The organism is Micromonospora maris AB-18-032 (assembly GCF_000204155.1).
GTDB classification, from domain to species: Bacteria; Actinomycetota; Actinomycetes; order Mycobacteriales; family Micromonosporaceae; genus Micromonospora; species Micromonospora gifhornensis.
The window spans coordinates 1539378-1553656 of sequence record NC_015434.1 but is presented as its reverse complement, the minus strand read 5'-3'; the positions used below and the strand labels follow the sequence as shown (position 1 = coordinate 1553656).

Below are 14279 nucleotides of genomic sequence, written 5' to 3'. Positions count from 1 at the left end.
AACGTCTCGCGTAGTGAAGGGGCCCCTTCTTAACACCTCGGGCAGGCGGCCTAACTCGTCGGTTGGGCGACCTCGGTCTCCTCGCCGACGCGGTGCGCCCGGACCTTGTGCCCGACGCTGGTCAGGCAGCGGCCGCTGGGCAGGTCGAAGCGCCAGCCGTGCAGCTGGCAGGTGAGCTGGTCGCCGTCGACGATGCCGAAGCGGCTCAGGTCCGCCTTCAGGTGCGGGCAGCGGCGCTGCACCACCCAGTCGCCGAGGGTGATGTCCTCGGCGTCGACGGCCCGTTCGTGCTCGTCGTACCAGCCCTCGGCGTACTGGAGACGCTCGGTGGACAGGCACTTGAAGAAGGCGTACACGAACTCGTTGTACTGGCCGATCCGGGCGGCGGAGAACCGGCAGGACAGGAAGAGCGAGTTGACCCAGTCCACCTCGCCGATGTGCAGCAGGTGCTCGACGAGCGCCCGCTCGGTACGGAACCGGTACCTGACCTTCTCGTCGGCGTACGGCCGCACCTGCTTGCCGGGGAAGTCCACCACGATCGACTCGATGCTCTCGCCGTCGTAACCGACCAGGTCGAAGCGGACCGGGCCGCCCACACCCTTGGCCAGGTAGATCGACTCGTCGAGCAACGGCTCGATGCGCTGCTTCAACTCCTTGAGCACGTCGATCTCGGGGTGCCGCCAGGACGCCTTCTCCGCCTCGATGATCGGGCGCTTGCGCTCGCGCATCTCCTCCAGGTGGGCCACCTTGTTGGCGAAGAACTCCTCCACCGGCACCGGGTGGGTCGTCGTCGCGCCGGAGGTGGTGATCTCGGAGACGCTACCGGGCAGCAGCACGATGCCGTTGGTACCGCCGACCTTGGCGTACTCGGCCAGGAAGACCGACTGGTCGGGGAAGATGTTCCCCTCGTCGCCGAAGATGTCGTTGAACTGCCACAGCTCGTCGTCGAGGAAGCAGGGCGGGCCGGCGATCGGGAAGACGTGGTCGGCCTTGAGGTCGTCGATGTAGCGCCAGGTGCGGTCGAACTGCCGGTCCCGCTTCTGCTTGCCGAACGCGGTCTTCGCCGACTGCGGCAGCTCGTAGACCATCGGGTACCAGATCGCCCCGGAGAACTGGAGCATGTGGGCGTGCACGTGACCCAGCTCGGCGAAGGTGCTCAGGTCGGTGGGGCGGGCGTCGTTCTGGTTGAGCAGCCGCACCCCGTCGTACTCCACCCACAGCGACGAGTCACCGATCGGGCCGTCGGTGGGGCTGGTCAACGCCTGGATCATGATCTTCAGGCCGCCGTCCAGCTCCACGACCTCCTCGTTGCGGGTCTTCAGGAACTTCGTGAAGCCCAGCGCGCGGAACTCGTCCTCCATCTCGGAGGTGGGGAACTCGGGCAGCAGCACGGTGGCCTTCTTCGACACGTACCGCTTCAGGTGCGCCGCGTCGAAGTGATCCCGGTGCAGGTGGGAGACGTACAGGTAGTCGACGTCGCCGAGGGTCTCCCAATCGAGCAGGGAGTTGTCCGGGAACGGGAACCAGGAGGCGAAGTAGGCCGGGTTGACCCACGGGTCGCACAGGATGCTGCCCGCGCCCGTGTCGATCCGCATGCTCGCGTGCCCGGTACCGGTCACTCGCACCGCAGTTCCCCCTCAAGAAGACAAATCAAGGCGTACGCCGAAACGCTACCGGAGGTAGCGTGCTCGCCGTCCCTCGACACCGGTAGTCCCCTCCGGCCCGGGGATGACGGGCCCTTCGGCCCGGGCGCTCGCTTTCGGACCGGCCCGTTCGGCGCGTCACGCCGGTCAGTCCCGGGTGATCTTTTCTCTATCGGCCGGACCCTGCGCCAGGGCCGTCAGCGGGCGTGCCAGACTAACCGGAGATCCGATCGCGAGGGAAGGACCGACCAGTGGCAGGAAGCGAGCCGGTAACGTCGCCAGACCAGCACAAGCCTGGGCACCGCAAGTCCGGGCGGATCGGCGCGATCCTCACCGCACTCGCGCTGCTGGCGATGCTCTGCGGCAACCACGAGGGCAGGGTCGAGAACCTGTGGCTGATCGGCCTGGCCGCGCTCCTGCTGCTCATCGTGATCGGCGACGCCGTGCTGCGCCGCAACGGCCTGCGTTCCTGACCCCGCCGCGGTCCTGACGCCCGAGGCTTGGACACCCCTCGGCAGCCGCAACCGGCGCGGGGGTGCTGACGCGGGGCCGAACGGCATGACCACCGGGGCCGTTCACGTCCGGCAGACACGAGTAGGGCCCGCCTCCGACAGCGGAGGGCGGGCCCGATTCGTCGTCGCCGGTCAGCGGCCGAAGAGGATGTCCTGCACGTTCTTCAACGCGGCGTCGACCTCCGCCTCGAAGTAGCCGCCCTGCACCAGGCCGAAACGCAGCGTGTCCAGGTCCTTCGGGTTCACCGGCATCGGGTTACGCCCGGCCATCCCGCCGAGCAGGCTGTCGAAGAACCGGTCGACCTGGTCGGGGTCGTACCCGCTGCCGAACCGACGCACCTGGAAACTGCGCCGGATCTGGTCCACCCGGTAGAGGTCGCTGCCGGGCGGGCCGGCCATCGGCGGGCCACCCATCGAGGGCCCGGCCATCGGCGGCGGACCCGCCATCGACGGACCACCGAGTGCCTGCTGCGGCACCGCGGGCGGTCCCGCCGGGCCGCGACGCGGGTCACGATCCGGCATGCGGATCTCCGCAGTCATATCGGTACGGGCGCGCCGGCCCGCCTCGAAGCCGTCGAAACGCGGCTCGTCCGGCGGACCGTACCCACCAGGACCATCGGGGGGACCGTAACCGCCAGGACCGTCAGGCGGACCGTAGCCACCGGGGCCGTCCGGGGGGCCGTAGCCACCGGGGCCGTCCGGGGGGCCGTAGCCGCCCGGCCCGGCGGGCAGGCCGCGCGGCGGAGCACCATGACCCATCGGGCCACCCGGGGGGCCCATCGGCGCGCCTGGCCCCATCGGGCCGCCAGGGCCGCGGGGTGCGTCGTAACCGCCGCGAGGTGCGTCGTAGCCGCCGGCGAAGGCGCCGGTGGGCTCGTCGTAGCGGCCGTACGGGCCGGCCTGCGCCGGCATCGGCCGGGGCGGCATCGGCGGCTGCGGCACCGCCGACATGCCCCGGTCCTCGCGCATGGGCGGACCCATCCGCTCCGCCGGCCCCATCCGCTCCGCCGGGCCCATCCGGGTCTCGCCACCGGCGCGGGTCTGACCCCGCTCCTCCAACTCGGCCAGCTGCCGCTCGACCCGGTCGAGGTGCAGGTCGACCTGCCACTCGTCGTAGCCGTTGAAGCGAACCCGGAAGACGACGTCGTGGACCTCCTGCGAGGCCACCGGGGCACCCACCGGCTGGCCGGCGAGGGTCGCCTCGACCCGGTCCAGGAAGGCGTCCACCTCGTCAACCTTGTATCCCCGGCGGAGCGCCTTACGCCGGAAACGCTGACCCTGACTCGCCACTATGTCTCCTGGTCTCGTTCGCCACGCCCGGTCATGCCGACGGGTTTCCGGCCGGGTCGGTGCCCATGTCCTCCGCGGCGGCCAGCTGCCCACACGCCCCGTCGATCTCGCGACCTCGGGTGTCCCGTACGGTGGTGGACACCCCGGCGTCGCGCAACCGCCGGACGAACTCCCGCTCCACCGGCTTCGGGCTGGCGTCCCATCGGCTGCCCGGAGTCGGATTGAGTGGAATCAAGTTCACGTGGGCCAGCTTGCCGGCCAGCAGCCGCCCGAGCAGATCAGCTCGCCACGGCTGGTCGTTCACGTCCTTGATCATCGCGTATTCGATCGACACACGACGCCCCGTGCGAGCCGCGTACGCCCAGGCGGCGTCCAGCACCTCGGACACCTTCCAGCGCTGGTTGACCGGCACAAGTTCGTCGCGCAGCTCATCATCGGGGGCGTGCAGCGACAACGCAAGAGTCACCGAGAGGTCTTCGCTGGCCAGTCGGTGGATGGCCGGCACCAGGCCGACCGTGGAAACGGTGATGTGGCGCTGCGACAGCCCGAGGCCCTCGGGCGCCGGCGCGACCAGCCGACGGATCGCGGCCACCACCCGGTTGTAGTTCGCCAGCGGCTCGCCCATGCCCATGAAGACCACGTGCGACAACCGTGCCGGTGAGCCCACCACCGCGCCGGAGGCGGCCACACCCGCCAGGTAGACCGCCTGGTCGACGATCTCGGCGGTGGAGAGGTTCCGGGTCAGACCGGCCTGGCCGGTGGCGCAGAACGGGCAGGCCATGCCGCAGCCGGCCTGGCTGGAGATGCAGACGGTCACCCGATCCGGGTAGCCCATCAGCACGCTCTCCACCAGCGCCCCGTCGTGCAGCCGCCAGAGCGCCTTGCGGGTCGCCCCGTCGTCGCAGGCCAGCTCGCGGACCGGGTTGAGCAGCCGGGGCAGCAGCTGGTCGGCCAGCCGAGCCCGGGAGGCCGCCGGCAGGTCGGTCATCTGCGCCGGGTCGCGCACCAGCCGGCCGAAGTAGTGGGTGGAGATCTGCCGGGCCCGGAACGCCGGTTCACCCAGACCGGTGACCAGGGCTTTCCGGCCGGCCAGGTCAAGGTCGGCGAGATGTTGCGGTGGCATCGACGCCCGGCGCGCGCCAGGCGCGTCCGGGTCGACCGGGATCAGTGGCAGGCTCGTCATGGCCCGTCCAGTCTGGCACGCCCGGCGTGGACCGCATCCCTCCGGAGGGTGCGGATCGGGTCCGGCCACGTCCGCGACCAGGCTGCGTGGCCGTGATCCATGCCTCAGTTCACCGCCGGCACGAGGACCACGAGCAGCAGGTACGCCGTCGGCACGGCGAACAGGACCGAGTCGAGGCGGTCCATCAGGCCACCGTGCCCGGGCAGCAGGTTGCTCATGTCCTTCACACCGAGATCCCGCTTGATCATGGATTCGGCGAGGTCACCGAGGACGGCGGCACACGACACCGCCACCCCGAACACGGCACCCCACCACGGTGCCACGTCGAACAGCAGCCAGAGCAGCAGGGCGCTGCCCAGCGCCGCCGCACCGACCGACCCGGCGAAACCCTCCCAGGATTTCTTCGGGCTGATCGTCGGGGCCATCGGATGCTTGCCGAAGTTGGCGCCGGCGGCGTACCCCCCGGTGTCGGAGAGCACCACGGCGACAAGCGTCACCAGAATCCGCAGCGCCCCGTCGTCCGGCGACGACGCGAGCAGCGCGGCGAAGCCACCGAGGAAGGGCACGTACACCGCGATCAACGTGGCCGCGGTCATGTCCCGCCGGAAGTTGGCCATGCCGTCGCCGAGCCGCCAGACGAGCGTGCCCGCGATCGTGACCAGCAACCCCAGCAGCAGCGCGTCCAGACCGCCGAACCAGCCGATGGTGACCGTCAGCACCCCACCGACGATCAGGGGAACCAGTGGCACCACGGCGCGGGCCCGGCGTACCGCGCGGGACATCTCCCAGATGCCCACCCCGAATGCGGCGGCGAGCACCAGCAGGAAGGACGGCGTGTAGAGGAAGAGCGGGAGCAGGACCACAGCCCCCAGGCCGAGCCCGACCGAGATGGCCGCCGGCAGGTTCCGGCCGGCGCGGCTCGGCGCAGCGGGTTTGCCGGGGCTCCCCGCCGGCCGGTCGAGGTGCGACGCGGGCTGCTCACCGGGGCTCGATGCGGGTTGCCCGTTGGTGGGCCGCCCGGCGCGACGACGGCCGCGGTGACGGCGTCCGGGCGGCGGATCGTCGGCCTCCGGTTCGTCGCCGGGCACCGGGGCGAACTGGGCCGTCGGGGCGTCGTCGTGGTCGAGGCCGACACCGGCAGGTATCCGCTCGATCTGCCCGGTCGGGGCGTCGTCGTGGAGCAGATCGGCAGCGCCACGGACCGGTTCGATCTGGGCGGTGGGGGTGGCGTACCGCTCGGCGTGCGGATCAGCGGCCCAGGGGCCGGGATCGAGGTTCGGGTCGGGCCAGGGCAGTTGGGCGGGCTGGTCCGGCCGATCCCAGCCACGGGCCTCGGCGCCGCCGTAGGGGTCGAGGTGGGACATCACGCACCAGAGGGGAGCGGGACGAAATCCACCACTTGCCGTACAACCACTACCATCCCCTACCCGCGCGAGGCGCTCCGTTGAGATTTGCCGGCCGGCCGGTTGACCGATCCCCACCCTTCACCGCCGGGCCACCGGGAATCGTGCCGAGCCTACTGCACCTGTCCGCCCCACAGGCCGCACCAGTACCCACCCACACCCTCGACCCCGCCGTGTTGCTCGCGAAGCTGTCACCACGAGTGCGACGACTGACTTCAGGATCAACCGGACGGGGACGGGGGTGCAGTGGGTGGGCTGGGCGCACCGTGGATCACGGCGCGAGGTCAGACCTCCAGGAGTTCGGTCTCCTTGTGCTTGACCAGTTCGTCGACGTGCGCGACGTAGCGCTGGGTGAGGTCGTCCAGTTCCTTCTCCGCGCGCCGGCCGTCGTCCTCGCCGACCTCGCCGTCCTTGACGAGCCGGTCCAGCTCTTCCTTGCCCTTGCGGCGAATGTTGCGGATGGCGACCTTGGCTTCCTCGCCCTTGTGGCGCGCGACCTTGATCATGTCGCGGCGGCGCTCCTCGGTCATCTGCGGGAGCAGGATGCGCAGCTGGTTGCCCTCGTTGTTCGGGTTGACCCCGAGGTCCGAGTCGCGGATCGCCTTCTCCATGGCATTGATCTGCGAGTTGTCGTACGGCTTGATGATGGCCATCCGCGGCTCGGGAATGGCCACCGACGCCATCTGGGTCAGCGGCGTCGGGCTGCCGTAGTAGTCGATGATGATCTTGGAGAACATGGCCGGAGTGGCGCGGCCGGTGCGGATGGCACCGAACTCCTCCTTGGCGTGCTCGACCGCACGCTCCATCTTCTCCTCGGCCTCGAGGAGGGTGTCGTCGATCACCGTTCTCCTCGCCTCCTTCTTGTGCTCGTCGTGGGGCTTGTCGGGTCACCGGGACCGTCGGGGTGAGGTCGACGGTCGCTTCAGGTGGTGATCAGCGTGCCGATCTTGTCGCCGCCCACCGCCCGGACGATGGTGTCGTCTCCCTGGGCGCCGAAGACCAGCATCGGCAGGCCGTTCTCCATGCAGAGGCTGAAGGCGGCGGCATCGGCGACCCGCAGGTTGCGGCGCAGCACCTCGGAGAAGGTGATCGAGTCGAACTTGCTGGCGGTCGGGTCGATCCGCGGGTCAGCGGTGTAGACCCCGTCGACGCCGTTCTTGCTCATCAGCACCACGTCCGCGTGGATCTCCAGCGCACGCTGCGCGGCCACCGTGTCGGTGGAGAAGTACGGCATGCCCGCCCCGGCGCCGAAGATGACCACGCGGCCCTTCTCCAGGTGCCGGATCGCGCGCAGCGGGATGTACGGCTCGGCGACCTGGGCCATCGTGATGGCGCTCTGCACCCGGGTCTCGATGCCTTCCTTCTCCAGGAAGTCCTGCAACGCGAGGCAGTTCATCACGGTGCCGAGCATGCCCATGTAGTCCGCCCGGGCCCGGTCCATGCCCCGCTTCTGCAGTTCCGCGCCCCGGAAGAAGTTGCCACCGCCGACCACCACAGAGACCTGCACCCCGCGTCGTACCACGGTGGCGATCTGCCGGGCGATGGCCTGTACGACGTCCGGGTCGACGCCGATCGCACCGCCGCCGAACACCTCGCCGGAAAGCTTCAACACCACCCGCCGGGACCGGCCGGGCGGTGGCGCCGTCGGGTCGTCCGCCGCCAGCGTCCGGTCACTCACAACCTGCGTCATCCGCCCGTCCTTCCCCCACCGGTGCACCGGGTGCGTATCTGCCGCTGCCGACCTTATGGGACGAGGAGGCCGCGGTGCTTGTCGCGTACACCGGCGGCCTCCTCGTCGTGTCGTTGCTCAGCCCACGGGCGCGGCGCGCCCGACGGCGGCTCAGGCCTGGCCGACCTCGAACCGCACGAATCGGGTGACCTCGATGCCGGCCTCGGCCAGCACCTGCTTCACCGTCTTCTTGTTGTCGGTGACCGACGACTGCTCCAGCAGGACGAAATCCTTGAAGAAGGAGTTCACCCGGCCCTCGACGATCTTCGGCAGCGCCGCCTCGGGCTTGTTCTCCTCGCGGGCGGTCTGCTCGGCGATACGCCGCTCGGACTCGACGACCTCGGCCGGCACCTCGTCACGGGTGAGGTACTGCGGACGCATCGCGGCGATCTGCATGGCCGCACCACGGGCGTCGGCGTCGGCGGCCTCGTCGGCCTTGCCGGTGTACTGCACCATCACGCCGACCGCCGGGGGCAGGTCCTGGGCCTTGCGGTGCAGGTAGACCGCGACCGTGCCGTCGAGCTTGGCGAAGCGGTTCAGCACCAGCTTCTCGCCGATCTTGGCGGACTGCTCCTGGACCAGATCGGCGACCGGACGGCCGTCGATCTCGCTGGCCAGCAGCTCCTCGGCGTTGCTCACGCCGGAACGCTCACCGTGCTCGACCAGCTGCTGGGCCAGGGCGATGAAGGCGTCGTTCTTGGCGACGAAGTCGGTCTCGCAGTTGAGCTCGAGCATGGCCTGGCCGGCGTGGGCGATCAGCCCGTTGGCGGCGGTACGACCGGCCCGCTTGCCGACATCCTTGGCGCCCTTGACGCGCAGGATCTCGACGGCCTTGTCGAAGTCGCCCTCGGCCTCGGTCAGGGCCTTCTTGCTGTCCATCATGCCGGCGCCGGTCAGGTCGCGGAGCTTCTTGACGTCCGCGGCGGTGATCTGGGACATGGCTCTCTCTTCGGTGTTGAGATTGCGATGGGATGGTCTGAGGTGCCGGTTACCCGGATTCGGGAAGTTCGTGCCGACCTGGTCGCCGCCGGTCACCATCGGCGAACCGACGGTGACCGGACGGCGGCGGAATCACTGGCCGGAAACGGCCGCCGGCTGCTCGGCGGGAGCCTGCTCGGCCGGGGCCTGCTCGGCGGCGGGCTCCTCGTCGGCCTTCTTGGGCTCCTCGAGCAGCTCGCGCTCCCACTCGGCCAGCGGCTCGTCGGTGGCGACACCCGCCTCCGGCTTCTCGTCGCCACCACGGCGACGACCGGAACGGGCGATCAGGCCGTCGGCGACGGCGGCGGCCACGACCCTGGTCAGCAGCTCGGCCGAGCGGATCGCGTCGTCGTTACCCGGGATCGGGAAGTCGACCTCGTCCGGGTCGCAGTTGGTGTCGAGCACCGCGATCACCGGGATGCCCAGCTTGCGGGCCTCGTCGACGGCGATGTGCTCCTTCTTGGTGTCGACGATCCAGACCGCGGCCGGGAGCTTCTGCATGTCCCGCAGACCACCGAGGGTCTTGGTGAGCTTGATCTTCTCGCGGGAGAGCTGCAGGGTCTCCTTCTTGGTGTAGCCGGCGGCGGTGCCGCTGAGGTCACCGAGGGCCTCCAGCTCCTTCATCCGCTGCAGCCGCTTGTACACCGTCTGGAAGTTGGTAAGCATGCCGCCGAGCCAGCGGTGGTTGACGTACGGCTGGCCGACCCGGGTCGCCTGCTCGGCGATGGCCTCCTGGGCCTGCTTCTTGGTGCCGACGAACAGAATGCTGCCGCCCTCGGCCACCGTGTTGCGCACGAACTCGTACGCCTTCTCGATGTAGTCGAGGGTCTGGCGCAGGTCGATGATGTAGATGCCATTGCGCTCGGTGAAGATGAAGCGCTTCATCTTCGGGTTCCAGCGCCGGGTCTGGTGCCCGAAGTGAACACCACTTTCCAGCAGCTGACGCATGGTCACGACGGCCATGGTTCGTACTCCTTGGGGTCCCTGGTTCGTCCGCTCGGCCGGCGGCCGAGTGGCCTGGTGCCCGGTCGTCGGCCAGGATGGGCCCGACAGGGTCGGGACCAGGGAGGCCGCCGCCGCACGACGACTTCGTGAGGAGGGCACGCGAGGTCGACCGCGCGAGGCGGTCGCCAGTCGACCAGTGTACGCGCCCGCCCCGCCGCCCGACCCCCGGGTGCAAGGAAGGGGCCCTTGTTAACGCCTGCGGTAGAGGAAGGGCCCCTTGTTAACAACCGCCGAACGCGAGGTCAGCCGGCGGCGAGCGCCGCAGCGAGGAAGAGCGCCAGCCCGACCGTCAGGTAGGCCGTCGGCGGCCGCAGCCAGCCACGCGCCCCGTCGGCGAGCGAGAACCCGGTCGTCCGCAGCCCGTACAGGCCGACCGCGAAGATCGGCAGACCGGCCACCAGGAAGGTGCCCACGAGCACGTCGGCGGCGGAGACCGGGTCCGCGGTCGCCCCGTGCAGCAACACCCGCAACGCCGGCACCTCGAAGATCACCACCAGGACGGCGAAGAGTACGGCCAGCACCGGCCGGCGGGTCCGGTAGACGCCGTCGCCGCTGGGCGGCCCGGCCGGTACGCCCGGCACCTGGTAGCCGCCCTCCCCGGTCGTCGGCCGGAATCCGGTGTCCCCGGCGGCCTGCTGGTCGCCGGTGTTTCCCGCCGCCAGGTCGCCCCGGGGCGCCACCGGCGGCATCGGCCCGGTCGGCTGCTCCAGCGGATTCATCGCCTCCGTGCCCCGCTTCGCCTCCACGATCGGGTACCCGGTCAGCGGCACGGACCGGGCCGGGTCACCCACCACCGACGCCAGCGGGGCCGGCTCGTCCACCGCCGACGCGAACGGCGCCGGATCGCTCACCACCGGAGCGAACGGGGCCGGATCGTTCAGCAACGGGTCTGCGCCGACCGGCGCGGTGGTCTCCCGGGCGGCACGCCTACCCGGACGTTCGGTGGGCAACTCGCCCGAAACGTCCGGATCGGTCGACCCGGCTCGTCGGGCGCGTGAGGCCCGATAGCGCTCGGGCTCCGCCGGGATGTCGGCGAGCGGGTCCACCCCACCGAAACGTCGCGCGGCGGTGTCGTACCGGTCCTCGTCGTCGATCCGCTGCTCGGGGGGCACCGGCGTGTCGTCCCGGTACCGCGCCTGGGCGGTATCGCGCCAGTCCGGGTCGCCGTAACCGTGGTCGCGGTCACCGGGATACCAACCCGACTCGTGGTCATCGGCAAAGCTACGTCGTCCGTCCACGCCCGGCACCGTATGCGACCGGCCGACCGACCGCCATTCGACCCCGGCCCTGGCCAGCGGCGGGGAAGGGCAATTCGACCGGGTACGCAGAGTAAGAAGCTGATTCGTCACTCAGCTTCGCTTTAGCACACCGAGGGCATGATCGTTTGTCTGTCCACAGCACCTCCGGTCGTCCACAGGCCGCACCGGTGGGGGCACCTCGACCGGCCCGCTGCGGGCAGGGTGCCGGCCATGACCAAGCGGAACCAGGCGGTCGGCGGGTACGGGGAACGATGCGCCGTCCGACACCTGATCGAGGCAGGGCTGCGCCCGGTGGCCCGGAACTGGCGCTGCCCCTCCGGTGAGATCGACATCGTCGCCTGGGACGGGCCGGTGCTCGTCATCTGTGAGGTGAAGACCCGCCGCAACCACGACTTCGGCACCCCGGCCGAGGCGGTGGTCCGGCACAAGGCCCGCCGGCTGCGTCGGCTCGCCGCCGCGTGGCTGGCGGCCACCGGCACCACCGCCGACGAGATCCGCTTCGACGTCGTCTCGGTGCTGCTGCCGCGCGCCGGCCGGGCCCAGGTCGAGCATCTCAAGGGAGCGTTCTGATGAGCTACGCCCGGGTGCTCTGCGTCGGCCTGGTCGGCGTCACCGGTCACCTGGTGGAGGTGGAGGCGGATCTCGCGCCCGGCCTGCCCGCAGTGGTCATCTCCGGGCTGCCGGACACCGCGCTGCACGAGGCGCGCGACCGGGTGCGGGCCGCCGTGGTCAACTCGGGTCAGCGCTGGCCGAACCGCCGCATCACCCTCAACCTGCTACCGGCCACCCTGCCCAAGTTCGGCTCGGCCTTCGACCTCGCGATCGCGGTGGCACTGCTCGGTGGCTCCGGCGAGTTGCCCCTGGCACCGCTGGACGGCGTGGTGATCCTCGGCGAACTGGGCCTGGACGGGACCGTCCGGCCGGTACGGGGCGTCCTGCCGATGGCCGCCGCCGCGGCCCGGGCCGGCGTCGAGCGGGTGATCGTGCCGGCCGCCAACAGCGCCGAGGCCGCCGTGGTGCCCGGGCTGCGCGTCCGGGGCGTGGACACCCTGCACCGGCTGATCGCGTTCGTCCGCGACGGTGCGCCACTGATCGAGCCGCCGACCCACGTACCGGCACCCGCCACCTCCGGTCCCGACCTGGCCGAGGTGGCCGGGCAGGGGCTCGGCCGTCGAGCCCTGGAGGTGGCTGCCGCCGGCGGCCACCACCTGGCGCTGATCGGCCCACCGGGTGCCGGCAAGACGATGCTGGCCGAGCGTCTGCCGTCAATCCTTCCTGAGCTGGACGACGACGCCGCGCTGGAGGTCACCGCCCTGCACTCGATCGCCGGGCTGTTGCCGGCGGACGGTGGGCTGCTGCGCCGCCCGCCGTTCCAGGCCCCGCACCACACCGCGACCATCCCCGCCATCGTCGGCGGTGGGCCAGGACTGGCCCGGCCCGGCGCGATCTCACTGGCCCACCGAGGGGTCCTCTTCCTCGACGAGGCTCCGGAATTCAGTCGTGCCGCCCTGGAAGCGTTACGCCAACCGCTGGAGCACGGCCGGGTGCACCTGGCCCGCAGCCGGGGCGGCGCGGAATACCCCGCCCAGGCCCAGCTGGTGATCGCGGCGAATCCGTGCCCATGCGCCAACCCGGCCGGCGACGACCGTTGCGAGTGTCCCCCGCAGGCCCGCCGCCGCTACCTGGCCCGGCTCTCCGGTCCGCTGCTCGACCGGATCGACCTGCAGGTGCGGCTGCTGCCGATGCGCGCTGCCGAACTCATGGAGGCCGGCACGCAGGAGTCCTCCACGGCGGTGGCGGCCCGGGTGGTCGCCGCCCGTGCCGCGGCGGCGGATCGCTGGTCGGCGTTGGGCCGCCGACTCAACGCTGAGGTGCCCGGCACGCGGCTGCGCCGGCCGCCGTGGCAGCTGCCCGCCGCCGACACCGCCGAACTACGGGCCCGGCTGGATTCGGGGTCGCTCTCCGCCCGCGGCTTCGACCGGGTCATCCGCCTCGCCTGGACGATCGCCGACCTCGACGGGCGCGCCCGACCGGACCGGCACGACGTCGGCGAGGCCATCCACCTCAGGACGGGAGAGGCAATATGAGCAGGTACGACGAGACGACGCTGGCCCGGGTCGCGTTGACCTGGCTGGCCGAGCCGGGCACCCGCTCGGTGTACGCGCTGGTCACCGAACTCGGCCCGGTGGCCGCCCTGGAGTTGCTGCTCGACGGCGCCGCGCCGTACGAGGACCTGCGCGACAGCGTGGCGGCACGCAGCCGGGCCGGAGACGCCCGGGCCATCGCCGCCGAGGCCCTCGATCGCGGCGAACGACTCGGCGCCCGGGTCGTCGTGCCCGGCGACGACGAATGGCCCGGCACTGTCGAGGAACTCCGCAAGCTTCGGCTCTCCGACGCGCGCCGCCGGGTCGACCGGGAGACCGCCCCACCGCTCTGCTTCTGGGTACGCGGACCGTGGCCGCTGGCCGAGGCGCTGGACCGGTCCGTGGCCGTGGTGGGGGCGCGAGCCGCCACGCCGTACGGTCTGCACGTCGCCCGGCAGTTGGGCTACGGCCTGGCCGACCGGGACTGGACGGTCGTCTCCGGCGGCGCGTTCGGCATCGACGCCGCCGCGCACCGAGGTGCGTTGAGTGCGGGTGGCCGGACCGTCGCGGTGCTCGCCTGCGGCGTCGATCGCCCCTATCCGGTGGGCAACACGGCGTTGTTCGACCGAATCGCCGACTCGGGGCTGCTGGTGAGCGAGTGGCCACCGGCCGCCGAGCCGCTTCGTCCCCGTTTCCTCATCCGCAACCGGGTGATCGCGGCCGGCACGAAGGGCACCGTCCTGGTGGAGGCGGCGGCCCGCAGCGGCGCGACCCAGACCACCAGACGAGCCCTCGCCCTGAACCGGCCGGCGATGGTGGTGCCCGGCCCGGTCACCTCGGCGATGTCGGTCGGCACGCACGAGATCCTGCGCGAGGAGCCGGGGGCCCGCCTGGTGACCGGTCTCGCCCACGTGCTGGAGGAGGTGGGCCGGATCGGCGAGCTGGCCCCGGTGCCGCGCGGCCCGGACCGACCCACCGATGTGATCGACGACGATGCGCGGGCGATCGTGGAGGCGATGCCCCGCCGAGGCACGATCGGCGTGGACGACCTCGCGGCCCGAGCCGGCCTGGCCGTACGCACGGTGCTGCGCAAGATGTCCCTGTTGGAGGAGCTGGCCCTGGTGGTACGCCGCGACGACGGCTACGCCCTGGTCCCGCCGCGCCGCGCAGGCTGAGCGGCAGTATCGGTGCGC

General features: G+C 71.3%; 13 protein-coding genes. 4 read left to right on the top strand and 9 right to left on the bottom strand.

The features are described 5' to 3' along the window. Positions 1-50: 50 nt before the first annotated feature. Positions 51-1625, bottom strand: coding sequence for a Rieske 2Fe-2S domain-containing protein (locus VAB18032_RS07170; protein ID WP_043719947.1), 1575 nt, complete (start codon positions 1623-1625; stop codon positions 51-53). A gap of 269 nt (positions 1626-1894) precedes the next feature. Here VAB18032_RS07170 and VAB18032_RS07165 point away from each other — a divergent pair, with 269 nt between their 5' ends. Further along, complete coding sequence (locus VAB18032_RS07165; RefSeq protein WP_013732123.1) at positions 1895-2116, top strand: DUF2631 domain-containing protein; 222 nt, start codon at positions 1895-1897, stop codon at positions 2114-2116. Positions 2117-2287: 171 nt separating this feature from the next. Here VAB18032_RS07165 and VAB18032_RS07160 read toward each other — a convergent pair whose 3' ends face one another. From VAB18032_RS07160 to VAB18032_RS07125, 8 genes are all read right to left on the bottom strand, one after another. Then, positions 2288-3445 (bottom strand): DivIVA domain-containing protein, encoded by a 1158-nt coding sequence (locus VAB18032_RS07160; RefSeq protein WP_043719942.1) that lies wholly within the window; start codon positions 3443-3445, stop codon positions 2288-2290. A 31-nt stretch (positions 3446-3476) separates the two neighbouring features. Continuing rightward, on the bottom strand, positions 3477-4628 hold the full coding sequence (gene rlmN, locus VAB18032_RS07155; RefSeq protein WP_013732121.1) for a dual-specificity RNA methyltransferase RlmN: 1152 nt from the start codon (positions 4626-4628) through the stop codon (positions 3477-3479). Positions 4629-4732: 104 nt separating this feature from the next. Beyond that, positions 4733-5992 carry a phosphatidate cytidylyltransferase gene (locus tag VAB18032_RS07150; protein WP_013732120.1) on the bottom strand — a complete coding sequence of 420 codons (1260 nt, stop codon included), beginning with the start codon at positions 5990-5992 and terminating at the stop codon, positions 4733-4735. A gap of 323 nt (positions 5993-6315) precedes the next feature. Further along, complete coding sequence (gene frr, locus VAB18032_RS07145) at positions 6316-6873, bottom strand: ribosome recycling factor (RefSeq protein WP_013732119.1); 558 nt, start codon at positions 6871-6873, stop codon at positions 6316-6318. An 80-nt stretch (positions 6874-6953) separates the two neighbouring features. Further along, positions 6954-7721, bottom strand: a complete 768-nt coding sequence (gene pyrH, locus VAB18032_RS07140) for a UMP kinase (protein WP_013732118.1) — start codon at positions 7719-7721, stop codon at positions 6954-6956. Positions 7722-7871: 150 nt separating this feature from the next. Then, on the bottom strand, positions 7872-8699 hold the full coding sequence (tsf, locus tag VAB18032_RS07135) for a translation elongation factor Ts (protein ID WP_013732117.1): 828 nt from the start codon (positions 8697-8699) through the stop codon (positions 7872-7874). Between the two features lie 132 nt (positions 8700-8831). Next, complete coding sequence (rpsB, locus tag VAB18032_RS07130; protein WP_013732116.1) at positions 8832-9701, bottom strand: 30S ribosomal protein S2; 870 nt, start codon at positions 9699-9701, stop codon at positions 8832-8834. Positions 9702-9985: 284 nt separating this feature from the next. Next, complete coding sequence (locus tag VAB18032_RS07125) at positions 9986-10990, bottom strand: hypothetical protein (RefSeq protein ID WP_043719937.1); 1005 nt, start codon at positions 10988-10990, stop codon at positions 9986-9988. 222 nt (positions 10991-11212) lie between these two features. On the opposite strand from VAB18032_RS07125, the gene VAB18032_RS07120 reads away from it, so the two are divergent. The 3 genes from VAB18032_RS07120 to VAB18032_RS07110 are packed head-to-tail and all read left to right on the top strand — an operon-like array spanning position 11213 to position 14261. After that, the gene (locus tag VAB18032_RS07120; protein WP_013732114.1) at positions 11213-11572 is read left to right on the top strand and encodes a YraN family protein; all 360 of its coding nucleotides are present in this window, start codon (positions 11213-11215) and stop codon (positions 11570-11572) included. Next, a complete protein-coding gene (locus VAB18032_RS07115) occupies positions 11572-13089 on the top strand; it encodes a YifB family Mg chelatase-like AAA ATPase (RefSeq protein WP_013732113.1) in 1518 nt (505 codons plus the stop codon). The genes VAB18032_RS07120 and VAB18032_RS07115 overlap by 1 nt, the downstream gene beginning before the upstream one ends. Continuing rightward, positions 13086-14261 (top strand): DNA-processing protein DprA, encoded by a 1176-nt coding sequence (locus VAB18032_RS07110; protein ID WP_013732112.1) that lies wholly within the window; start codon positions 13086-13088, stop codon positions 14259-14261. The genes VAB18032_RS07115 and VAB18032_RS07110 overlap by 4 nt, the downstream gene beginning before the upstream one ends. Positions 14262-14279: the final 18 nt, after the last annotated feature.